The organism is Lysobacter sp. Root604, from assembly GCF_001427505.1.
Lineage (GTDB): Bacteria > Pseudomonadota > Gammaproteobacteria > Xanthomonadales > Xanthomonadaceae > Lysobacter.
In genome coordinates, this window is the sequence record NZ_LMGS01000009.1 from 1,461,260 (window position 1) to 1,483,418 (window position 22,159).

Sequence of the window (22,159 nt, forward strand, 5' to 3'; positions counted from 1 at the left end):
GCCTTACAGAGGTCGGGTGGTATCGCCGCGTTCGATGCGCGCGGCATCGACGACGCGGTATTCGCCTTCGACGATGCGCGGATCGCGCGCCGCCATCGGCTGGCCGCGGCGCTTCCACAGTTTGTAGACGATGCCGGCGACGATCATGGCCGTGCCGATGACGACGCTGAACATCACCAGCAATGCCAGCAATCCCAGGCCGACCACGCCCACGGCGAAGCGCAGCAGCCGGTGGCGCGGCTTGCGCGGCTCGAAGGCGTTGCGCATGCGCTGCTGGAATTGGTGATGGTCGAAGCGGAAGCTGTGGGCGAACATTTCTTGTGTCGTGACACAATGCGGCAACAAGGCCGGACGGATGAGTATCGGACCAGCGATGGACGAGGGTGTGAGAACTTCGTTAAACCATGCCGAAGCCGGCGGTTCGGCGGCGCAGCCCTTGATTTCATTGGAGCGCATCGCCGTTGGCGGCTTCGCCGAGGCCGAGGCCAGCATAGCCGGCGACGCCGAATCGCTGCTGCTGTACCGCGACGAAACCGGGGTGCGCGCCTGGCTCAACATCTGCCCGCACGCCGGCCGCCGCCTGGACTGGGCGCCGGGTCAGTTCCTCAAGAGCAAAGAGGGCCTGCTGGTATGCGCCGCGCACGGCGCCAGCTTCGAACTGGGCGGCGGTACCTGCGTGGCCGGCCCCTGCCGCGGCGAAGCGCTGCGCGCGATCGCGGTGGTGGTGCGCGATGGGGCGGTTTGGTTGGCGTAGGTGCTGCGGGGTTGAGAGCAAATCCCCCCTAGCCCCCCTTTTGCAAAGGGGGGAACTGATTCGCGGCGAACTGAGTCTGCGTTCGAGCAGCGGCTGTTTATTCCCCCCTTTGCAAAAGGGGGGCTAGGGGGGATTTGCTTCTGCTTTGCTCCTGCTTGCATCCAAGCAGCGCAGCCGCACCGACTCACTTACCCCAGAACAGCAGATTCACCATCAGCACCGCGATCAGCGTATAGATCAGCGACAGCGGCGCGCCGATCTTCCACAGCTCCTTGCCGGTGTAGCCGGCCGGGCCGGTGATCATCGAGATCACCGGATTGGACGCGGTCATGAAATTGTTCGAGGCCGACAGCGCCACGATCAGGGCGAACGCGGTCGGGTTGCCGCCCGCGGCCAGGGCCAGGTTGACCGCCAGCGGCACGACCACGATGGTCGCGCCGACGTGGCTGATCACCAGCGAGAACAAAGTAGTGAGCAGGCCGATCAGCAACTCCAGCAGCCACACCGGCGTGCCCGTGGGCAGGCGCTCGATGGTGTGGCCGGCGATCCAGGCCGCCGCGCCGCTGGAGTCCATGGCCCAGCCCAGCGGTATCAGGCAGGCCATCAGGAACACGGTCTTCCAGTTGATCGCCGCGTAGGCTTCGTCGATGTTGATCACGCCCGCGATCAGCATGCCGGCCACGCCGGTCATCAGCGCGATCGACACCGGCAGGCGCGAGGACAGCGCCAGCAGCATGGCCACGGCGAAGATGGTCAGCGCCAGCTTGAGCTTGTGCGGTCGCTGCTCGCCCTTGGGGTAGTCGGTGACCACCACCAGGTCCTTGCTGGCGGCGACGTCGGCCAGGTCGGTCCAGATGCTGTGCAGCACCAGCATGTCGCCGGCGCGCAGCGGGACGTTGCGCACGTTCTCGCGCAGCACCTGCTTGTCGCGATTGACCGCCAGCAAGCTCAGGCCGGCCTGCTTGCGCAGGTGCAGGTCGCCGGCGGTCTTGCCGATGTAAGCCGAGGTGGCCGGGATCACCGCCTCGGAGATGCCGGCGCGGCTGGGATTGAATAGGTCGCCGAAGGTGCGCAGGCGCGAGGACAGGCGCAGGAAATGGTTCTGTGCGAAGTCGCTGACGTGCTGCTTGGAGCCCATCGCGCCGAGCACGCTGCCGACCCAGATGCGGGCATCGGCCGGCGGCGACAGCCGCGACTCGTTGTCGCTCTTGAGCGCCAGCAGCAGCGGCGCGCCGCGCAGCGCTTCGGCTTCGCCCAGCGACATGCCCACCAGCGGGCTGTCGGCGGTGACGGTGAGCTCGTAGACATCGCCTTCGATGCCGTAGGCCTTGGCGAAGTAACTCTGGGTGCGTGCCGGGGTCGCGCCCTTGTCGCTGTCGTCCTTGAGCAGTTTGTCGCCGAAGAAATGGAAGTAGGCCAGCGATGCGGCCAGCAGGGCCAGGCCGATCGGCAGCGGCGCGAACATCTTCAGCGGTTCGATCGTGGCCGCGCCCGAGGGCAGGTTGCTGTTGGCGTTGAGCAGCAAGTCGTTGAGCAGGATCAGCGGCGAGTTGCCGACCATGGTCAGGGCGCCGCCCATCACGATCGCGGCGGCGATCGGCAGCAGCAGGCGCGGCAGCGACAGCCCGGTGCGCGAGGACAGGCGCGCGGCGACCGGCATGTACAGCGCCATCACCGACGGGTTCTGCATGAACGAGGAGTTGAGGCCGGCGACCGCGGTGGTCAGCAACAGCAAGCGCTGCTCGACGCCGTGCGCGCGCCGCAGCAGCCAGCCGGCCAGCCGGTTCAAGGCACCGGTGCGGTCCAGGCCGGCGCCCAGGATCATGGTCGCGATGATGCTGATCACCGCGTTGCCGGAGAAACCGTTGAACAGTTCGTCGGGTTCGACCAGCCCGGACAGACCCAGCAGCACCAGCACCACCAGGGCGACCACGTCGGCGCGGATGCGCTCGAACAGGAACATCGCCATCGTGAAGCCCACCAGCCCGAGAACGAGCTTCATGTCGGTGGTGAGCGTCAGCGCGGTGTCCATCAGGGCCGGGATTCGGGATTCGGGATTGGGGATTGGCGATAGCGGATGCGGCGATGCTCCGGGAGCATGCCTTCAGCGAAGCGTTGCGGATGCGCGATGACGTCCACTCCGAATCCCTAATCCCGAATCTCTAATCCCGGCTCTTGTCGTAGAGCAGATCCCAGACCCCGTGGCCGAGCTTCTGGCCGCGGGTCTCGAAATGCGTTTGCGGGCGCCAATCCGGCCGGGGCACGGCGCCGCGCGCGCCGGCGCGGTTGCTCAGGCCCTGGGTCGCATCCAGCACGTCCCACATCTGTTCGGCATAGTCCTGCCAATCGGTGGCGAGGTGCAAGCGACCGTCGCTGGCCAGCTTGCGCACCAGCAGCTGCGCGAACTCGGGCTGGACCAGGCGGCGCTTGTTGTGGCGCTTCTTGTGCCAGGGGTCCGGGAAGTAGATCCGGACCTCGTCCAGCGAGCCGTCGGCGATCTCGTTGTTCAGCACCTCGACCGCATCGTGGTGATACAGGCGCACGTGATCGCTACCGTCGGCGGCCAAGGCATTGAGCAGGCGGCCGACGCCGGGAGCGTGCACTTCGATCCCGATCAGATCGCGTTCGCGATCGTGCTGGGCGGCGTAGCGCAGCGCCTCGCCGTTGCCGAAGCCGATCTCGAGCACGCGTTTGGCGGAGCGCCCGAAGATCGCGTTGTAGTCGCGCGGCGCGCCTTGGTAGTCGATGCCGAAGCGCGGCCACAGCTCGTCGAAGGCGCGCTGCTGGGCCGGGGTGAAGCGGCCCTGGCGCAGCACGAAGCTGCGCACCTGGCGCCGGCCTTGCTCGACCGTGAACGGCTTGGGCGGGGTCTTGGCGCCGTCGCTGGAGAACGGGTCGGTCATCTCAGCCGATCAGCCCGTCTACCGGCGAGGACGCGCTGGCGTAGCGCTTGCGCGGGATGCGGCCGGCCTTGAACGCGGCGCGACCGGCCTCGACCGCCAGCTTCATGGCATGCGCCATCAGGATCGGATCGCGCGCGCCGGCGATGGCGGTATTCATCAACACGCCGTCGCAGCCCAGCTCCATCGCGATCGCAGCGTCGGAGGCGGTGCCCACGCCGGCATCGACGATGATCGGCACCTTGGCGTTCTCGACGATCTCCAGCAGGTTGTACTTGTTCTGCACGCCCAGGCCGGAGCCGATCGGCGCGGCCAGCGGCATCACCGCGACGCAGCCGATCTCTTCCAGGCGCTTGGCCAGGATCGGATCGTCGGAGGTGTAGACCATCACATCGAAGCCGTCCCTGACCAGGATCTCGGCCGCGGCCAGGGTCTGGACGACGTCCGGGAACAGGGTGCGCTGGTCGCCCAGCACCTCCAGCTTGACCAGTTTGTGGCCGTCCAACAGCTCGCGCGCCAGGCGGCAGGTGCGCACCGCGTCGTCGACGTTGTAGCAGCCGGCGGTGTTGGGCAGCAGGGTGTAGCGGTCCGGCGGCAGCACGTCGAGCAGGTTGGGCTCGCCCGGGTTCTGGCCGATGTTGGTGCGGCGGATCGCGACGGTGACGATCTCGGCAGCGGCGGCCTCGGTGGCCAGGCGGGTTTGATCCAAGTCCAGGAACTTGCCGGTGCCGGTGAGCAGGCGCGAACGGTAGGACTTGCCGGCGATGACCAGCGTGTCTGCAGCGGTGGGGGTCGTCATAGGCGGAATTATGAACGATCGACCGGGGCGCAGGGTGATCGCGAAGCGGCTTTGTCAGGGCTTTTTCAGCCCTGAGTGGGGTTCGAGCGGGGTCGCGCGTGGCGCCGGGGCTTTGGGGCTTTGGGGCAGGAGCGGCGCAAGCTGCGACGGCCTCCAAGGCAAGGCGAGGCTCGAGCCTAGAGGTAGGAGCGGCGCAAGCCGCGACCATCAACTACGGCTGCGGCGCGAACGCGATTCAGACTTCACTGAAGGCGCCGCGGCCTTCTGAAGGAGCGGCGTAAGCCGCGATGGACTGCAAGGACGAGGCGAAACTCGCGTCTCGGGGTAGGAGCGGCGCAAGCCGCGGCCGCCTACAGCAGCGGTGCGAACGCGATTCAGACGTCAGCAGAGGCGCGGCGGCCTTCTGTGGGAGCGGCGTAAGCCGCGACCATCAACTACGGCTGCGGTATGGATCAGGTTAGGGCGTCGTTGGAGCTGCCGCGGCCTTCTGTGGGAGCGGCGTAAGCCGCGATGGGCTGCGGGTGCGACGTGAGACTGATAGGAGGTGGTGTTGCGTCGTTGCCGGCGTCGCTTCGGGGTGATGCGCGTTGCCATCCATGGCGCGACTATTCGGCTTCGGATCGTCCGGCCCGGCCATCCTTGGCCGGGCGTTCGCCCAAACTGCGCGGCAGTGCCGCGCAAAGCTCGTTTGGGCTCACCCACCCCCCAACGCATGCACGATTTCCACTTTGTCCCCTGCGCCCAGCGCATGCGCGGCGTGCGCGCCGCGCGGGACGATTTCGCCGTTGACCTCGACTGCGACCCGGCGTTCGCCCAGGCCCTCGTCCAGCAGCAGTTGCGCGACCGTGGTCGCGGCCGCGATAGCGCGCGGCTCGCCATTGAGAGTGATGTCCATGCCGGCTATTGTCCCGCGCCGCCCGGCGCGCGGCCAGGGGCGGCCGGTCGCTGTGCCCAGGCTGGCCGCCCGCTGAGCGTTTTTGACGCACTGCGCCTTGTATGTCGCAGCGCCGCATGCTTCGATGCCGAGCCATCCGCGTGCGTACTGTCGCAGCGCGGCAAACGCCCAGTTCCGACACCAACACCACCTCACGATCTCGCAGGGAACCCCATGATCAAACCCGTTCGCACCGTGCTCGCCGCCGCCCTGGCGCTGGCGACCGCGCCGGCCTTCGCCCAGACCTATTCGCAGACGGTCTTCTTCGGCGACAGCCTGACCGACTCCGGCCACTTCCGCCCCGCGCTGATCCAGGCGGTGGGCCCGAACGGCGCCCAGATCGGCCGCTTCACCACCAATCCGGGCCTGGTCTGGGCGGAGTACCTGGCCGACTACTACGGCACCAACGCCGTCAGCGACAACCAGGGCGGCACCAACTACGCCGTCGGCGGCGCCCGCACCGGCACCAACACTGCCGGCGCGCTGGGCCCGATCCCGTCGCTGACCACCCAGGTCACCGGCTACCTCGCCGCCAACGGCGGCCGCGCCGATTCGCGCGCGCTGTACACCGTCTGGGGCGGCGCCAACGACCTGTTCGCGGTCGCCGGCGGCGGTTCGCCGACCCTGATCGGCGCCGCGGTCACCTCGCAGATCGGCCTGGTCGGCACGCTGACCAACGCCGGCGCCAAGTACATCCTGGTGCCGACCATCCCCGACCTCGGCCTGACCCCGCAGTTCCGCGCCGGCGGCGCCGCCCAGCAGGCCGCGGGCACGCAGCTGTCGACCACCTACAACAACGCCCTGTTCGGCGGACTGGCCACGGCCGGCTACCGCGTGATCCCGCTCGACACCTTCAACCTGCTGCGCGAGATCGTCGCCAACCCGGCGCCGTACGGCATCACCAACGTCACCGGCACCGCCTGCAATCCGCAGATCACCGCCTCGTCGGTCACCTGCAGCCCGCTCAACTACGTCAACCCGACCGCGCCGGACACCTACGCCTTCGCCGACGGCGTGCACCCGTCCTCGCGCGCGCACAAGATCCTCGGCGACTACGCCGTGTCTATCCTGGAAGCGCCGCGTCAGATCGCGCTGCTGCCGAACTCCGAAGCCATGGTCGGCCGTTCGCGCGCCGATCGCGTCGCCAATCATCTGGCCGGCAAGCCGGAAGGCGATGGCATGCGCTGGTGGGCCGACGCGCGCGGCGACTTCCAGCGTTACGGCAAGGGCGACGTCTACGACGGCAGCGGCCCCAGCATCGCCGGCGGCGTCGACTGGACCCGCGGCGACTGGGTGTTCGGCGGCTTCGCCGGCTTCGGCAAGCAGAGCCTGGACTTCGGCCGCAACGCCGGCGAGTTCGACCAGAGCGACGCCACCCTCGGCGGCTTCGCGGCCTGGTACGGCGCCAACGCCTGGGTCAACGGCCAGCTCAGCTGGACCAAGGTCGATTACGACATCGACCGCCGCGTCGTGCTGGGCCCGACCAGCCGCGTCCACCGCGGCTCCACCGACGGCAAGAACCTGACCGCCGCGATCAGCGCCGGTTGGGAATTCGGCGACGGCGCGCTGCGTCACGGCCCGGTGATCGGTTTTGTCGCCCAGCGCATCGATGTCGACGGCTTCAAGGAAAGCGACCCGGCCCTGGCCACTTCGCTGGCCTATAACGATCAGAGCTTCGACTCGCTGATCGGCAGCGCCGGCTGGCAGGTGAGCTACGCGATCAACGACCACCTCAAGCCCTACGCGCGTCTGACCTACGACCGCGAGTTCGAAGACGCCGACAAGGAAGTGTTCGCGCGTCTGCAGTCGATGCCCGGCACCGCGCCCTACGCCGTGCCCGGTCACGACTTCGATCAGAGCTACGGCACCCTGCTGATCGGCGCGCGCACCCAGCTGTTCGGGCTCGACGCCAACCTCGGCAGCAGCGTCACCGTGGGCCAGGCCGGCGGCAACCACGCCACCGTGTTCGCCACCATCGGCGCCGGCTTCTAAGCCGCATCGCAACCGCGCGGGTCCGCACGGGTCCGCGCGGTTTGCCAACCCGCGTAGGCGCGCATAGACTTCGCCGCATGCGGGTGTAGTTCAATGGTAGAACTGCAGCTTCCCAAGCTGCTAGCGTGGGTTCGATTCCCATCACCCGCTCGATCTTTCACCCGACGTTGTTCGACGGGTATTCGAAGCGCGTTCCGCGCGAGCCTCTATTTCTTTCAAGTCTCCGCGGCCGATCCGCATCGGGCCGCTGTAGCCGTTCGCTTACGCCAATCGTCCGCGGCTGCGGTCGATTGCGCGACGTCGCCAGCGTGCCGATGGGAATTCGTGCGGCTTGGAGGCACTGCGCCGATGCCGGGTGGAGCAGGGGGCACCTGTCTTTCGAAAGCGATAATCCATTATTTATCAATGACATGAGTTCGTTAGAATAATTAGTATTGACTAATTAATAAGCATTGGCTAATGTTTTCTCATGACCCAAGCCGCCCCCATCGACGTCGTCATGCGCTCGCTCGCCGATCCCACCCGTCGCGCGGTGTTCGAGCGCGTCGTCGGTAGCGACGAGATCTCCGTGGCCGAGCTCACGCGCGGGAGCGGGGTGACGCAAGGCGCCATTTCCCAGCACCTCAAATCCTTGAAGCAGGCCGGGCTGGTGATCGAGCGGCCCGAGGGTCGCAAGGTCTACTACCGCGCTCAGCCCGAGGGCCTCGCGCCGCTGGTCGATTGGATGAGCCACTACGGCGTGTTCTGGCGCGAACGTTTCGCCAGCCTGCGCACTCTCTTGAAGGAAATCGACCCATGAACGACGCGGCATCGCAGAGCGCCACGCAGGCGATCGTGCTGGACGAGGTATTTCCGCACGCGCCGGAGATCCTCTGGGCCACGCTGACCAGCGGCGCGCTGATGGCGCGCTGGCTGATGCCGCCGAGCGGATTCGAAGCGGTGGTCGGCAAGCGCTTCAGCTTTCAGACCACGCCCGGTGGCGCCTGGGACGGCGTGATCCACTGCGAGGTGTTGGAGGTAAGCCCGAACCGGCGCCTCGCGTTCGCCTGGCGCAGCGGCCACGCCAGCAACGTCGGCTACGGTGCCTTGTTGGACACCGTGGTGAGTTTCGACCTGTCGCCGGCCGAAGGCGGCACGCGCCTGCGCCTGGTTCACGCCGGTTTCGTCGCGCCCAGCAACGACGCCACCTACCGCAACCTCAGCGAAGGTTGGCCGAAGGTGTTCAAACAGCTCGACAGCGTCGCGGCCGAACAAGCGCCGCCGACTTCCCTGCACTGAAGCACAACCTGGATACGAACATGAGCGAGCCTTACACCGGCGGTTGCGCCTGCGGCGCGATCCGTTACGAAATCTCCGGCGAACCTTTGGCGATGAACGATTGCCAGTGCCGCGATTGCCAGCGCAAGAGCGGTACCGGGCACGGATCGTATCTGTCGTTCCCGAATCGAGCGCAGGTGAAGCTCAGCGGCGCGGCGACGCATTGGGATCTGCTGGGCGACAGCGGCAACGCCAAGACGCGCGCGTTCTGTCCCACCTGCGGCTCGCCGGTGTACCTGACCTTCTCGGCCATGCCCGACGTGTTCACCGTGCACGCGGCCAGTCTCGACGACCCCGGCCGTTACCGGCCGCAGATGGTCACTTATCGCGCACGCGGCCACGTCTGGGATCGCGTGGATCCGGCCTTGCCGCAATTCGACGGCATGCCCGAGTAAGCGAACCGCACGGGGATAGGCCGCGGCATCGTTCGCGCGGGGGCGATGCTTCGGTTCGTGTCCGCGAACCGGCCGCTCACGCCCATCGCTGGAGGTCCCCCGCGCTGTTGAGGTAGGCTATGGACGTGGTTTCAGGTGCGGTTTCCCGAGCGGTCGATCGTTAAGTTTTCGATCGTCCGCGGCGGGGATGGGCAAGGTCCGGTTGCTATCCACGGCCCGACCCTCCGCGCCACACTTCCACGGTTCGATGCGCGCCGCGACGGCGCGCCCGATCCGACAGCGACGGCGGCGCGTCCCTTGATCCGGACGGCCGCTGTTTTTTCTTGAGGGCGACCTCGACGCAGCGGAGACGCGATGGCAGCCCGTATCGTGCTCGGTTGGCGGGAATGGGTGGCGATGCCCGGCTTGGGCGTGGCCGCCCTGCGCGCGAAGATCGACAGCGGCGCGCGCAGCTCGGCGCTGCACGTCGACGCGCAGTGGCGCTTCAGCGAAGGCGGCGCACCCTGGGTCGGCTTCCGTCTCAGCCCCGGTGCGGTCGGGGCGGAAGTGGTGGAATGCCTGGCGCCGGTCCACGACGAACGCGTGGTCACCGACTCCGGCGGCCACCGCGGCGAGCGCGTGTTCGTGCGCACCGGTCTGCGTCTGGCCGGGGTCGAACGCGAAATTGAAATAAACCTCGCGGATCGTCGCGGCATGCGCTTCCCCATGCTGCTCGGCCGCACCGCGATGGCGCGGGTGTTCACGGTAGATCCGGCTCGCTCGTTCCTGCACGGCAAGGCGGCGCCCAATCCTGCCGCACCCCATTCGGACAACCCCCAGTCATGAAGCTCGCGATCCTGTCGCGCAACACCAAGCTCTACTCGACCCGGCGCCTGGTCGAAGCCGCGCGCCAGCACGGCCACAGCGTGCGCGTGCTGGACCCGCTGCGCTGCTACATGCGCATCGACTCGGACGGCTTCGAGATGCACTACAAGGGCCGCGAGATCGCCGGCTACCACGCGGTGATTCCGCGCGTGGGCGCCTCGATCACGCGCTACGGCTCGGCGGTGCTGCGCCAGTTCGAGCTGATGGGCACCTACACCCCGAACTCCTCCGACGCGATCCTGCGCGCGCGCGACAAGTTGCGCAGCCATCAGCTGCTGGCCGCCGAGCACATCGGCCTGCCGGCGACGGTGTTCGGCGACAACCCCGACGACACCGCCGACCTGCTGTCGATGCTCGGCCCGCCGCCGCACGTGATCAAGCTCAACGAGGGCACCCAGGGCGCCGGCGTGATGCTGACCGAGAAGCTGTCGGCCTCGCGCGGCGTGATCGAGGCGCTGCGCGGCCTGTACGCCAATTTCCTGGTGCAGGAATTCATCGCCGAGGCCAAGGGCGCGGACCTGCGTTGCTTCGTGGTCGGCGGCAAGGTGGTCGCGGCGATGAAGCGGCAGGCGCCCAAGGGCGACTTCCGTTCCAACCTGCATCGCGGCGGCACCGCCAAGGGCGTCAAGGCCAGCGCGGCCGAGCAGGACGTGGCGATCCGCGCCGCGCGCGTGCTCGGCTTGGGCGTGGCCGGCGTCGATCTGATCCGCTCCGATCGCGGCCCGCTGGTGCTGGAGGTCAACGCCTCGCCCGGCCTGGAGGGCATCGAGGAGGCCAGCGGGGTGGACGTGGCCGGCGAAGTCATCGCCTACGTCGCCGGCCGCACCAAGCGGCATTCGGCCCGACGGGCGGCAGCCAAGAAATCGTGACGGACCGCTCATTTTAGCGTTTTGCCGCGATCTGCCGCGAACGCCGGGTAACCGTCTGATTCGTCGGCCATCGCGCCCTGCCGGACGTCCCGGGCTTTGCCAGCGGCGCCAGCACGGACCTGAACGAAGCGCGATTTCAGGTTGTGTTTAACAAATAATTAATATTCGTTTTAACAGCCGTTTAATCGATTTCCGCGTAGCGTGTCCGGACCGCAGCATGCCGCTCTTCCAAGTCAGCGATCTGGTCGAAGCAGGTTACGGTAATCGGGGCAATACCCTTTTGGCCCAGGCGCGGTGGCCCCGCGCTTGGGCCTTTGTTTGCCGGTGCGGCCCGTCATGAGCGAGTGAGAAGCGCACAGCGCGGGCTCTGGCAGAATCGTGAGCCTCGCCGCCTCGACTTCATGATCGGCTGGCGCGCGTCGCCGCCGCTGAGTTCAGGAACCTTGCCGCGGCCCTCGGGTCGAAGGCTCAAACAGGAAGGTCCAATGCGCATACTCGTAATCGAAGACAACCAGGACATCGCTGCCAATCTGGGCGATTTTCTCGAAGACCGCGGCCACACCGTGGATTTCGCCGCCGACGGCATCACCGGACTGCACCTGGCGGTGGTGCACGACTTCGACGCGATCGTGCTCGATCTGAATCTGCCCGGGCTGGACGGTCTGGAAGTCTGCCGCAAGCTGCGCAACGAAGCGCGCAAGCAGACTCCGGTGCTGATGCTGACCGCGCGCGACAGCCTGGACAACAAGCTGGCCGGTTTCGACTCCGGCGCCGACGACTATCTGATCAAGCCCTTCGCCCTGCAGGAAGTCGAGGTGCGTTTGAACGCGCTCTCGCGCCGCGGCCGCGGCGTGCAGACGCGGGTGCTGAACGCCGCCGATCTGGAATACAACCTGGACACGCTGGAAGTGCGTCGCCAGGGCAAGCTGCTGCAGCTCAATCCGACCGCGCTGAAGATCCTGCAGGCGCTGATGGAAGCCTCGCCGGCGGTGGTCACGCGCCAGGAACTGGAAACCCGCGTGTGGGGCGAGGAACTGCCGGACTCCGACAGCCTGCGCGTGCACATCCACGGCCTGCGCGCGGTGGTCGACAAGCCCTTCGACACACCCCTGATCCAGACCCGCCACGGCATCGGCTACCGCATCGCGGCGCCCGAGAACGGTTGATCGCGTGGCGACAGGGGAATCGCCCGCGCCCGAGCGGCGCAAGAAACGGGTGCGCTATCGGCGGCGCTTGCGCAGCCGCATCATTCTGTCCTTCGTCCTGCTCGGCTTCGGGCTGACGACCATGTTCGCGTTCGCGACCAACTGGACCCGCACCCGGGTCGAGAACGCGCTGGTCGAAGACGTGATGAACCGCAACATCACCCAGTTCGCGTTGCAGTTCGAGAAGGATCCGAAGAACCCGGAGTTCGCGGTCGACCAGATCCGCGCCTTCGTCTACACCCCGGACAAGTTCGATTCGGTGCGGGTGAACCGGCCGGAGTGGTTCGAACTCAAGGACGGCATCCACGGCCTGCGCGGCCAGGACGAGAACGGCGAGTCCTTCGCCTACAAACTCGCGGTACGCAAGACGCCCAACGCCTGGTTCTTCCTCGCTTACGACATGAGCTCGACCACGCGCGGCGAGCAGCAATTCAACCGCGCCATCTACGGCTCGGTGCTGGTGTTCACCCTGCTGTCGTTGCTGGTCGGCTGGTGGGCGGCCTCGCGCGTGATGAGCCCGGTGTCGGAACTGGCGCGCCGCCTGCGCCTGTCCGGCCGCGCCTCGCAACCCGAAGGCCTGGCCACGCACTTCCCCGACGACGAGGTCGGCGAGCTCGCCAAGGCCCTGGACGATTACGCCGAGCGCCTCACCGACGTGGTCCAGCGCGATCGCGAGTTCAACGCCGACGTCAGCCACGAGCTGCGCACGCCGCTGGCGGTGATCAAGGGCGCGGTCGAGCTGCTGCTTACGCGCTCGGACCTGGACGAGAAGACCCGCATCCGCCTGGCCCGCATCCAGCGCGCCGAGCAGCAATGCACCGACTTGATCAGCGCGCTGCTGTTGCTGTCGCGCAACGAGCGCGGCCACGGCGCCACCGACATCGCGCGCCTGTCCGAGCAGTTGCTGGACGCGCACCGCGCCCAGCTTGCCGGCAAGCCGCTGGACCTGCGCGTGGAAGGCGAGCGTGGCCTGGTCGTGGACGCGCCGGAAGCGGCGGTCGCGGTGGCGCTGGGCAATTTGATCGGCAATGCGGTCAAGTACACCACCCAGGGCGAGGTGATCGTGCGCCTGCATCCGCGCTGGGTGGAGGTGATCGATTCCGGCCCCGGCCTCAGCGCCGAGGACGCGGCCAAGCTGTTCGAGCGCGGCTACCGCGGCACCCACGCCGGCCATTCGCAGGGCGGCGGCATCGGCCTGTCGATCGTGCGCCGCTTGTGCGAGCTCTACGGCTGGGACGTGCGAGTCAAGCCGGGCGAGGAGAAGGGCGTGGTGGCGACGCTTAGCTTCGGCGGTTCGACCGCCCTGGTCGGCTGAAACGCTGAGCGTCGTCGTCGCTCAGAACGGCAGCAGCCCTTCGGTGAGCGCGCTCAGCGGCACGCCGCCGGCGGCTTGGGCGTCCAGCGCGCCGAAACCGCCGCGATGCAGGATGACGGCGCGCAGGTAGTCGAGGAAATAGGCCTCGCGCGATTCGTACAGCAGCACGAAGTCGAAGCCGTCCTGCGGCAGGGCCACCGAGTAGGGCGCGCCGCCGCTGACGTTGTCCTTGTGGTAATCGTCTGGCGACAGCGCCAAGTGGAATAGGCCGTCGTTCTCGCGTTCGGCCTGCTCCGATTCTTCCAGCAGCGCCTCGGCCGGGTAGACCACCAGAGGGTCGAGCATGTCGGGGAAATCGGGGTGCGTGCCGGTGAGCGCGACCCCGCCCATCGCCTGCCAGAAGCATTCCAGCGTGACCGGCAACGCGCCGATCCGAGTTTTCAACATGGCCGGCGCTACGGCATCGGCGTCGAGCAAGGGTGCCGAGACGCCGCCGCCGTCGTCCGGGTCGCAATACACCGAGTAGGCATAGCCGTGCGCCGTCAGGCGCTGGACGAGCAGCCGGCAGTTGTGCGCCACCCGCTCCATCGCCAGTTCGGCGACCGCGCGCATCTGCATGCGCGCGTCGCCCTCGCGCGGGTCCAGCCGCGTCAGCTCCGCCGTCACCTGACGATGCTCGCCGTTGCGGTAGCGCTCGAGGTAATCCATCGCCGCCGTGAGCCGAGGATGCGGCTCAGTCGACGCGTTCGAGCCAGCCGTACTTGTCCGGCGTCTTGCCGCTGAACAGACCGAAGAACAGTTCCTGCATGCGCTGGGTCACCGGGCCGGGCTTGCCGGCGCCGACCTGACGGCCGTCGACCGAACGGATCGGGGTGATCTCGGCGGCGGTGCCGCACATGAACAGCTCGTCGCACAGGTACAAATATTCGCGCGGCAGATCGCGTTCCACCACCGTGTAGCCCGCGTCGCGGGCGAGAGTGATGATGGTGTTGCGGGTGATGCCGTTGAGCAGCGCGGCGCTGACCGGGGTGGTGTGCAGCGCGCCGTCGAAGACCAGGAACAGGTTCTCGCCCGCGCCTTCGGACAACAGACCGGTCGAGGCCAGGGCGATGCCCTCGCCGAAGCCCAGGCGCCGCGCTTCGCGCGCGACCAGCTGGCCCGACAGGTAGTTGCCGCCGGCCTTGGCGCCGGCCGGAATGGTATTCGGCGCGAAACGCTGCCAGCTGGACACGCAGGCGTCGATGCCCTGTTCGAGCACGCTGGCGCCCAGGTACTGGCCCATCTTCCAGGTCGCCACCGCCATGTCGGTCGGGGTGTCGGCGGACAGGCCGAAGCCGCCCAGGCCGCGGTAGGCGACCGGACGCAGGTAATCGGTGGTGTAGTCGTTGGCCTTGAGCACGTCGCGGCAGGCCTGATTGACCTGTTCGACCGTGTACGGCATCGGCATGTCGTAGATCTTGGCCGAGGCGAACAAGCGCGTGTTGTGCTCGGTCAGGCGGAAGATCTTCGGCCCGTCCGGCGTTTCGTAGCTGCGGATGCCTTCGAACACCGACGAGCCGTAATGCAGCGCGTGCGACATCACGTGGGTGGTGGCTTCGGCCCAGCGCTTGATCGCGCCGTTGTGCCAGATCCATTCGGGGTATTGCATCGCCGGCTTCCGTGGGGGGAGAAACCGCTATTGTGCCCTGTCGGCGCGGCCGGGCCCATCCGCACGCATCGGTACGCTCAGGGTGTGCCGACGCTCAGCCCTTGATCCACCAGCAGCCGAAGTGCCGGATCAGTCCGAACACGGTGTGCGAGGGCGTGCTGCCGTTGGCCAGGGTCTGCTCGACCCGCAGCGCCACCGGCAGGCGGCGGGCCTGCGGCACGTACTCGGGTTCGGGCGCGGCGGGTGCGAGCTCGGAGCCGGGCTCGATGTCGGCCGTGGGATCGACCTCGACCCAGCCCGGGTTCTGCGTCGGCGGCGCTACGACCGGCGGTGCGGCCGCGGCCGGCATGATCGGCACGATATCGACCAAGGGCCGCCGGGCGATGGTTTCCAGGCGTTCCAGCACCGAATAAGCGGTGCTGCCGGACATGCCGGTCCAGTGATAGACCCCGGCCAGCCGATTGCCGTCGTGGGCGTCGATCGCGCTGGTCATCTGGTACACCAGATCCTGCACGTTGCGCGCGCAGCCGCCGCGATAGCCGCCCTTGGATGCGGCCGCGCCGGCGGGCGCGCGTGGGAGGCTGTCGCTGCTGCCGATGTCCTCGCAACGGCGGTCGGTGAACACCGCCGCGCCGTCCGGGCCGACGCAGCGCCGGATCTGGGCCTGGCTTTCGCGCGGCCACAACAGGGCCGCGAGCGACAGCAGGGCTAGGGCGCAGACACGGACGTACCAAGGCATCGCCGCAGCGTAGCGCCGGCGCGTAACCGGCGACAGTGCGGCGGTCGCAGTCCGTTCACGCTGCGGCAGCCTGCGCGGCCCCGGCGCAAGCCGGAGCGCGCCGGTCGGTTCAGCTCAGGCGCGAGAGCACGCTCAGGGTCGGCTTGGACAGGTTGAGCGTGTAGAAGTGCAGGCCGGGCGCGCCGCCGTCGATCAGGCGCTGGCATAGCTGCGCGACCACGTCGGCGCCGAACTCGCGCAGGCTGTCGACGTCGTCGCCGTAAGCCATCATGCGCTGCTGGATCCAGCGCGGGATCTCGGCGCCGCACAGGTCGGAGAAGCGGCGCAGCTGGCTGAAGTTGGCGATCGGCATGATGCCCGGCACGATCGGCACCTCGATGCCGGCCGCGCGCACGTCGTCGACGAAGCGGAAATAGGCGTCGGCGTTGTAGAAGTACTGGGTGATCGCGCCGTTGGCGCCGGCGCGGACCTTGCGCTTGAAGTTCTCCAGATCGCTGTGCGCGTCGCGCGCCTGCGGATGCATTTCCGGATAAGCGGCGACTTCGATATGGAAGTGGTCGCCGGTTTCGGCGCGGATGAACTCGACCAGCTCGTTGGCGTAGCGCAGGTCGCCGGCGCTGGCCATGCCCGAGGGCAGGTCGCCGCGCAGGGTGACCAGGCGACGGCAGCCGATCTCGCGGTACTGGTTCAGCAGTTGGCGGATCTCGGCGCGGGTGCCGCCCACGCAGGACAGATGCGGCGCGGCGTCCAGGCTATGCGCATCGCGCAGATGGCGCACGGTGTCCGGGGTGTAGCTCAGGGTCGAACCGCCGGCGCCGAAGGTGCAGGACACGTAGTGCGGCTTGCGCGCCTTGAGCTTGGCCGCGGTCTTGTCCAACTGCGCGCGCTGCTCGTCGGTCTTGGGCGGATAGAACTCGAAACTGATCGGCAGCATGGGCGCGGGGCAGGCGACGGAGTGGCGTCCATGGTATCTCTTCATCGCGATGAAATAAAATCAAGTTGGGCCAGCCCTTGATCGCAGGCCCTGCCGGCCCAAACCTGGCTTTAGACCCCGCTGCGCGCATACGGTGAACACGCATGTCCGAACAGGTGCTCGACAACCCGATCTGGGAATCCCTGGCCAGCCGGCATCGCGCGCTGGCGCTGAGCGCCGGCGCGGCCGCGCGCTATCCCGCCCAGGTGGCGCCGTTCCTGGGCGTGCCCGAGGCGGGCGCCGCGGTCGAGGACGCGCTGGAAACCCTGGTGCCGGCCGGCGACACGGCGCTGGTGCTGGGGCGCGCGCCAGCGGTGTCCGCGCGCTGGCAGCTCACGCATCTGGCCGAGCTGGCGCAGATGATCTGCGAGCGACCGGTCGCCGCGGTCGAGGGTCCGCAGATCGTGCCCCTGGACGAGAGCCGGCGCGAGGACGTGCTGGCGCTGACCGCGTTGGTGTATCCGCATTATTTCAGGCCGCGCACGCCCGAGCTGGGGCGCTACTTCGGCATCTATCAGGACGGCCGGCTGGCGGCGATGATCGGCGAGCGCATGGGCACGCAGGCGTACACCGAGATCAGCGCGGTCTGCACGCATCCGGATTTCAACGGCCGCGGCTATGCGCGCCGGTTGCTGGTGTTCCTGTCCAACGATAACCACGCGCGCGGGTTGATCCCGTTTCTGCACGTGAGCCAGGAGAATCCGCGCGCGATCGGGCTGTACGAGCAAAACGGTTATCGGCTGCGGCGCGAGATTCCGTTCTGGTCGTTGCGGCGGGTGCAGGCGTAGCTTCGCTGGCTGGCGCGATCGCGGCTTACGCCGCTCCCACAGAGAGCCAGGCGTCCGCAGGCAATCATAGCGTTGCGTCATTCTCGAAGCCGCGGCTTTGGGGTAGGAGCGGCGTAAGCCGCGACCGCGTCGCTTCGGCCGCCTGCGCGGTCGCGGCTTGCGCCGCTCCTACAGGGGCCAGCGCGTAGCTTGCGACGGGGTAGGTTGGCGCATCGAAAGTGGATGCTCGCCATTGCCGTTCCTACAAGGGCGAGCGCGTAGCGTGCGGTGGCAACCGCACGGCCTCGCGATGCCATGACACGCGCGCGTCCTCCCGATCGCGCTACAACTCGCCCAAAAAAAACGGGCGCCGAGGCGCCCGCTTTCGTCTTGCTTCGCAACAGCCTCGCGGCCGGCGTCGATCAGTAGCGGTAGTGATCCGGCTTGTACGGGCCGTCGGCCGACACGCCCAGGTAGGCGGCCTGGTCGTCGGTCAGACGGGTCAGCTTCACGCCGATCTTTTCCAGGTGCAGACGCGCGACTTCCTCGTCCAGCTTCTTCGGCAGGATGTAGACCTTGGCCTCGTAGCTGTCCTTGTTCGCCCACAGGTCGATCTGCGCCAGGGTCTGGTTGGAGAACGAGTTCGACATCACGAAGCTCGGGTGGCCGGTGGCGCAGCCCAGGTTGACCAGGCGGCCTTCGGCCAGCAGGAAGATCGAGTTGCCGTTCTTGAAGGTGTACTTGTCGACCTGCGGCTTGATGTTGAGCTTGGTCGCGCCCGAAGCGTTCAGCGCATCGACCTGGATCTCGTTGTCGAAGTGGCCGATGTTGCAGACGATGGCCTGATCCTTCATCTGCGACATGTGCTCGAGCGTCAGCACGTCCTTGTTGCCGGTGGTGGTGACGTAGATGTCGCCACGGCCCAGGGTGCTCTCGACGGTGTTGACTTCGAAACCTTCCATCGCGGCCTGCAGGGCGTTGATCGGGTCGATCTCGGTGACCACGACGCGGGCGCCGTAGGCGCGCAGCGAGTGGGCCGAGCCCTTGCCGACGTCGCCGTAGCCGCACACCACCGCGACCTTGCCGGCCAGCATCACGTCCATCGCGCGCTTGAGGCCATCGGCCAGCGACTCGCGGCAGCCGTACAGGTTGTCGAACTTGGACTTGGTGACCGAGTCGTTGACGTTGATCGCCGGGACCAGCAGGGTGCCGGCTTCGGCCAGCTGGTACAGGCGGTGCACGCCCGTGGTGGTCTCTTCGGAGACGCCCTTCCAGTCCTTGACCACGGTGTGCCAGAAGCCCGGACGCTCCTTGGCGACGCGCTTGAGCAGGTTCTTGATGATCTGCTCTTCGTGCGAGGAGGCCGGCTCGTCGACCCACTTGGAGCCGTTCTCGAGCTCATAGCCCTTGTGGATCAGCAGGGTCACGTCGCCGCCGTCGTCGACGACCAGTTCCGGGCCCTTGCCGCCCGGGAAGGTCAGCGCGTCGAGCGTGCAATCCCAGTATTCCTCGAGGGTTTCGCCCTTCCAGGCGAACACCGGGGTGCCGGTGGCCGCGATCGCGGCGGCGGCGTGGTCCTGGGTCGAGAAGATGTTGCACGACGCCCAGCGCACGTCGGCGCCGAGGTCCTTCAGGGTCTCGATCAGGACCGCGGTCTGGATGGTCATGTGCAGCGAACCGGTCACGCGCACGCCCTTGAGCGACTGCGCGGCGGCGTACTTCTTGCGGATCGACATCAGGCCCGGCATCTCGTGCTCGGCGATATCGAGTTCCTTGCGGCCCCAATCGGCCAGCGAGATGTCGGCGACCTTGTAATCGCCGTCGGTGGAGAAGGTCTTGGCTACTGCGTTCATTTTTAGCTCCGATTTTTGGGGTCTGCCGCGTCGAGACCGGCATGGGGCCGGAATGCGCGGGGACCGCGGACATCGGGCGCCGTTACGTTTGGAATCCGCCAAGCCTGGCCGCGCTCTTGCGTCGCGGTCGCAGCGCCCCTCGGCGAACCGGCAGAATTGTACCGGTAGTCGCCGCCGGAAGCCGCTATTCTCGACTCAGGGGAGGGCTCTGGCGCCCGGCCCCGTTCATCGACGGACCGCCCGCCGGCAGGGGATCCACCGCCGCGGCGCGGCCGTTCCGCCATCACTACGCAAGCGGATCGCCCATGAAGAAGCCCTTACGGCCTGGTTGTGTCTCCCTGGCCCTGATCGCCACCCTGTTGCTGGCGCCGGTTGCCGTGTTCGCGGCCGCGCCGGCCAAGCCCGCCGCCGCCGACAACGGCTACCGCCTGCCGCCGGCCGCGCTGCAGGCCCTGGTCGACGCCCCGCGTCCGCCGCAGCTGATGCTGAGCCCGCGCCGCGATCTGGCGGCGATGATGCAGGTGCCCAATCTGCCCGGCATCGACGTGGTCGCGCAGCCCGAGCTCAAGCTCGCCGGCGTGCGCATCAATCCGCGCACCTACGCCCAGAGCCGATTCAGCTTCGGCACCGATTTGTGGCTGCTGGATATCGCGACCCGCAAGGACCTGCGCCTGCAGGGCCTGCCGCAGCCGCTGGCCCTGGCCAGCGTCAGCTGGTCGCCGGATCAGAGCCAGATCGCCTTCAACCACGTCGACGCCAAGACCGGCGCCAACGAGCTGTGGGTGGTCGATGTGGCCACGCGCAGCGCGCGTCGTCTGACCGCGCAGCCGCTCAACACCGTCAGCGGACGCGGCTACACCTGGATGCCCGACAGCCGCCGCCTGCTGGTGCAACTGCAGCCCGAAAACCAGGGCGCGCCGCCCGCGTCCGACGGCATCCCGACCGGTCCCGCCACCCAGCAGACCCAGGCCGGCGGCTCGGTGCGCCAGCTGCGCACCTACCAGGACCTGCTCAAGAACGAGGCCGACGCGCGCTTGTTCGCGCACTACCTGCGCTCGCAGCCGGCCCTGATCGATCTGAGCGGCAAGCTCGCCAAGGTCGGCCTGCCCGATCTCTACCAGTCGCTGACGCCGTCGCCGGACGGCAAGTTGCTGCTCGCGCAGCGGATCGAGCGGCCGTTCTCCTACGTGGTGCCCTCGTTCTACTTCCCGCGCCGGATCGAAGTGCTGGCGCTGGACGGCAAGCTGGTCAACGAAATCGCCAAGCTGCCGCTGTTCGAGGGACTGCCCAACGGCAACGACGCGGTGCCCACCGGCGTGCGCGATATCGGCTGGCGCGCCGATGCGCCGGCGACCCTGGTCTGGGCCGAGGCCCAGGACGGCGGCGATCCGGCCAAGCAGGTCGCGATCCGCGATGCGGTGCTGATGCAGGCCGCGCCGTTCGAGCAGCCGCCGGTGACCCTGGCGCGGTTGGGCACGCGCGTGTCCGACATCGAATGGGGCCGTGGCGACCTGGCCCTGATCAGCGAGTCGTGGTGGAAGACCCGCCAGACCAAGCAGTGGCGCGTGGCGCCGGACGACGTCGGCCGCGAACCGCAGCTGGTGTTCGAAGGCTCCTACGAGGACCGCTACAACGACCCCGGTACGCCGGCCACGCAGAGCGATGCGGCCGGCAATCCGCGCCTGATCCTGGAGGGCGACAACGTGTTCCTGATCGGCGACGGCGCCTCGGCCGAAGGCGACCGCCCGTTCGTGGACAAGTTGAATCTCGCCGACGGCAAGAAGACCCGTCTGTTCCACTCGCAGGCGCCGTACTACGAGTACCCGCGCGCGCTGCTCGACAACGCCGGCACGCGCGTCATCAGCACGCGCGAATCGCCGACCGAGCCGACCAACTACTACATTCGCGACCTGAGCCAGGCCGAGGCCGCGCCGACCGCGCTGACCCGCTTCGCGCATCCCACGCCGCAGCTCAAGGACGTCAAGAAGGAGCAGATCCGCTACAAGCGCGCCGACGGCGTCGAGCTCACCGGCACGCTCTACCTGCCGCCGAACTACGAGCCCAAGCGCGACGGCCCGCTGCCGCTGCTGATGTGGGCCTATCCGCAGGAGTTCAAATCCGCCAGCGCCGCCAGCCAGGTCACCGACTCGCCTTACCGCTTCAACGCGATCAGCTATTGGGGCCCGCAGGCTTTCCTGGCGATGGGCTATGCGGTGCTCGACGATCCTTCGATGCCGATCGTGGGCGAGGGCGACAAGGAGCCCAACGACACCTATCTGGAACAGCTCACTTCCAGCGCCCAGGCGGCGGTGGACGAGGTGGTGCGGCGCGGCGTCGCCGATCGCGAACGCATCGCCATCGGCGGCCATTCCTACGGCGCCTTCATGACCGCCAACCTGCTCGCGCACACGCGCCTGTTCAAGGCCGGCATCGCCCGCAGCGGCGCCTACAACCGCACCCTGACGCCGTTCGGTTTCCAGGCCGAGGAGCGCAATTACTGGCAGGCGCAGAGCACCTACGAAACCATGTCGCCGTTCAATTTCGCCGACAAGATCAAGGATCCGATCCTGCTGATCCACGGCGAGCAGGACAACAACTCCGGCACCTTCCCGATCCAGAGCGAACGCATGTACGCCGCGATCAAGGGCCTGGGCGGCAACGCCCGCCTGGTGATGCTGCCCAACGAGGCGCACGGCTACCGCGCGCGCGAGTCGATCCTGCACATGCTGGCCGAGTCGAACGACTGGCTGGAACGCTACGTCAAGAACGGCAAGGCCGAGGCCAAGGCGGGGCAGGCCGAGGGCAAGGGCGGAAAGAGCAAGGCCGGCAAGTAAG

General features: G+C 67.9%; 21 protein-coding genes, 1 tRNA gene and 1 riboswitch. Of the genes, 12 read left to right on the forward strand and 10 right to left on the reverse strand.

Annotated features, from left to right (window positions below):
• Window positions 1–3: 3 nt before the first annotated feature.
• Window positions 4–315 (reverse strand): hypothetical protein, encoded by a 312-nt coding sequence (locus ASD69_RS14750; RefSeq protein ID WP_056179457.1) that lies wholly within the window; start codon window positions 313–315, stop codon window positions 4–6.
• Between the two features lie 121 nt (window positions 316–436).
• Here ASD69_RS14750 and ASD69_RS14755 point away from each other — a divergent pair, with 121 nt between their 5' ends.
• Window positions 437–754 (forward strand): Rieske (2Fe-2S) protein, encoded by a 318-nt coding sequence (locus ASD69_RS14755; protein WP_235567238.1) that lies wholly within the window; start codon window positions 437–439, stop codon window positions 752–754.
• Window positions 755–938: 184 nt separating this feature from the next.
• On the opposite strand, the gene ASD69_RS14760 is transcribed toward ASD69_RS14755, so the two are convergent.
• From ASD69_RS14760 to thiS, 4 genes are all read right to left on the reverse strand, one after another.
• The gene (locus ASD69_RS14760) at window positions 939–2,786 is read right to left on the reverse strand and encodes an SLC13 family permease (protein ID WP_056179464.1); all 1,848 of its coding nucleotides are present in this window, start codon (window positions 2,784–2,786) and stop codon (window positions 939–941) included.
• 130 nt (window positions 2,787–2,916) lie between these two features.
• Window positions 2,917–3,657 carry a tRNA (guanosine(46)-N7)-methyltransferase TrmB gene (gene trmB, locus ASD69_RS14765; RefSeq protein WP_056179467.1) on the reverse strand — a complete coding sequence of 247 codons (741 nt, stop codon included), beginning with the start codon at window positions 3,655–3,657 and terminating at the stop codon, window positions 2,917–2,919.
• A 1-nt stretch (window position 3,658) separates the two neighbouring features.
• Window positions 3,659–4,453: a thiazole synthase gene (locus ASD69_RS14770; RefSeq protein ID WP_056179471.1), complete on the reverse strand. Its 795-nt coding sequence runs from the start codon at window positions 4,451–4,453 to the stop codon at window positions 3,659–3,661.
• A gap of 694 nt (window positions 4,454–5,147) precedes the next feature.
• Window positions 5,148–5,348: a sulfur carrier protein ThiS gene (thiS, locus tag ASD69_RS14775; RefSeq protein ID WP_055903698.1), complete on the reverse strand. Its 201-nt coding sequence runs from the start codon at window positions 5,346–5,348 to the stop codon at window positions 5,148–5,150.
• A 213-nt stretch (window positions 5,349–5,561) separates the two neighbouring features.
• On the opposite strand from thiS, the gene ASD69_RS14780 reads away from it, so the two are divergent.
• From ASD69_RS14780 to ASD69_RS14820, 9 genes are all read left to right on the forward strand, one after another.
• Window positions 5,562–7,379 carry an autotransporter domain-containing esterase gene (locus tag ASD69_RS14780; protein WP_056179475.1) on the forward strand — a complete coding sequence of 606 codons (1,818 nt, stop codon included), beginning with the start codon at window positions 5,562–5,564 and terminating at the stop codon, window positions 7,377–7,379.
• Window positions 7,380–7,458: 79 nt separating this feature from the next.
• Window positions 7,459–7,529, forward strand: a tRNA-Gly gene (locus tag ASD69_RS14785).
• 319 nt (window positions 7,530–7,848) lie between these two features.
• Window positions 7,849–8,178: a metalloregulator ArsR/SmtB family transcription factor gene (locus tag ASD69_RS14790; RefSeq protein WP_056179477.1), complete on the forward strand. Its 330-nt coding sequence runs from the start codon at window positions 7,849–7,851 to the stop codon at window positions 8,176–8,178.
• Window positions 8,175–8,657: an SRPBCC domain-containing protein gene (locus ASD69_RS14795; RefSeq protein ID WP_056179481.1), complete on the forward strand. Its 483-nt coding sequence runs from the start codon at window positions 8,175–8,177 to the stop codon at window positions 8,655–8,657. Before ASD69_RS14790 ends, ASD69_RS14795 begins: the two co-directional genes overlap by 4 nt.
• A gap of 20 nt (window positions 8,658–8,677) precedes the next feature.
• Window positions 8,678–9,091, forward strand: coding sequence for a GFA family protein (locus ASD69_RS14800; RefSeq protein ID WP_056179484.1), 414 nt, complete (start codon window positions 8,678–8,680; stop codon window positions 9,089–9,091).
• Window positions 9,092–9,445: 354 nt separating this feature from the next.
• Entirely contained in the window at window positions 9,446–9,916 is a 471-nt protein-coding gene (locus ASD69_RS14805) for a RimK/LysX family protein (RefSeq protein ID WP_056179488.1), read from the forward strand.
• Entirely contained in the window at window positions 9,913–10,824 is a 912-nt protein-coding gene (gene rimK / locus ASD69_RS14810) for a 30S ribosomal protein S6--L-glutamate ligase (protein ID WP_056179491.1), read from the forward strand. The genes ASD69_RS14805 and rimK overlap by 4 nt, the downstream gene beginning before the upstream one ends.
• Window positions 10,825–11,309: 485 nt before the next feature.
• Window positions 11,310–11,990, forward strand: a complete 681-nt coding sequence (locus ASD69_RS14815) for a response regulator transcription factor (protein ID WP_056179494.1) — start codon at window positions 11,310–11,312, stop codon at window positions 11,988–11,990.
• A 4-nt stretch (window positions 11,991–11,994) separates the two neighbouring features.
• Window positions 11,995–13,344 carry a HAMP domain-containing sensor histidine kinase gene (locus ASD69_RS14820; protein ID WP_056179496.1) on the forward strand — a complete coding sequence of 450 codons (1,350 nt, stop codon included), beginning with the start codon at window positions 11,995–11,997 and terminating at the stop codon, window positions 13,342–13,344.
• A 21-nt stretch (window positions 13,345–13,365) separates the two neighbouring features.
• Here the strand turns inward: ASD69_RS14820 and ASD69_RS14825 are convergent, their stop codons facing one another.
• The 4 genes from ASD69_RS14825 to metF all read right to left on the reverse strand — a co-directional run bounded on the left by ASD69_RS14825 (window position 13,366) and on the right by metF (window position 16,665).
• Window positions 13,366–14,052 carry a hypothetical protein gene (locus tag ASD69_RS14825; protein WP_056179499.1) on the reverse strand — a complete coding sequence of 229 codons (687 nt, stop codon included), beginning with the start codon at window positions 14,050–14,052 and terminating at the stop codon, window positions 13,366–13,368.
• A 25-nt stretch (window positions 14,053–14,077) separates the two neighbouring features.
• A complete protein-coding gene (locus ASD69_RS14830; protein WP_056179502.1) occupies window positions 14,078–14,992 on the reverse strand; it encodes a branched-chain amino acid transaminase in 915 nt (304 codons plus the stop codon).
• A 94-nt stretch (window positions 14,993–15,086) separates the two neighbouring features.
• On the reverse strand, window positions 15,087–15,731 hold the full coding sequence (locus tag ASD69_RS14835; RefSeq protein WP_056179504.1) for a hypothetical protein: 645 nt from the start codon (window positions 15,729–15,731) through the stop codon (window positions 15,087–15,089).
• 109 nt (window positions 15,732–15,840) lie between these two features.
• Window positions 15,841–16,665, reverse strand: a complete 825-nt coding sequence (gene metF / locus ASD69_RS14840; RefSeq protein ID WP_056179507.1) for a methylenetetrahydrofolate reductase [NAD(P)H] — start codon at window positions 16,663–16,665, stop codon at window positions 15,841–15,843.
• A gap of 143 nt (window positions 16,666–16,808) precedes the next feature.
• Between metF and ASD69_RS14845 the strand changes: the two genes are divergently transcribed.
• Entirely contained in the window at window positions 16,809–17,492 is a 684-nt protein-coding gene (locus ASD69_RS14845) for a GNAT family N-acetyltransferase (RefSeq protein WP_056179510.1), read from the forward strand.
• A gap of 401 nt (window positions 17,493–17,893) precedes the next feature.
• Here the strand turns inward: ASD69_RS14845 and ahcY are convergent, their stop codons facing one another.
• On the reverse strand, window positions 17,894–19,324 hold the full coding sequence (ahcY, locus tag ASD69_RS14850) for an adenosylhomocysteinase (RefSeq protein WP_056179513.1): 1,431 nt from the start codon (window positions 19,322–19,324) through the stop codon (window positions 17,894–17,896).
• 67 nt (window positions 19,325–19,391) lie between these two features.
• Window positions 19,392–19,471: riboswitch (S-adenosyl-L-homocysteine riboswitch) on the reverse strand.
• 158 nt (window positions 19,472–19,629) lie between these two features.
• Between ahcY and ASD69_RS14855 the strand changes: the two genes are divergently transcribed.
• Window positions 19,630–22,158 carry a prolyl oligopeptidase family serine peptidase gene (locus ASD69_RS14855; RefSeq protein ID WP_056179516.1) on the forward strand — a complete coding sequence of 843 codons (2,529 nt, stop codon included), beginning with the start codon at window positions 19,630–19,632 and terminating at the stop codon, window positions 22,156–22,158.
• Window position 22,159 lies beyond the last annotated feature (1 nt).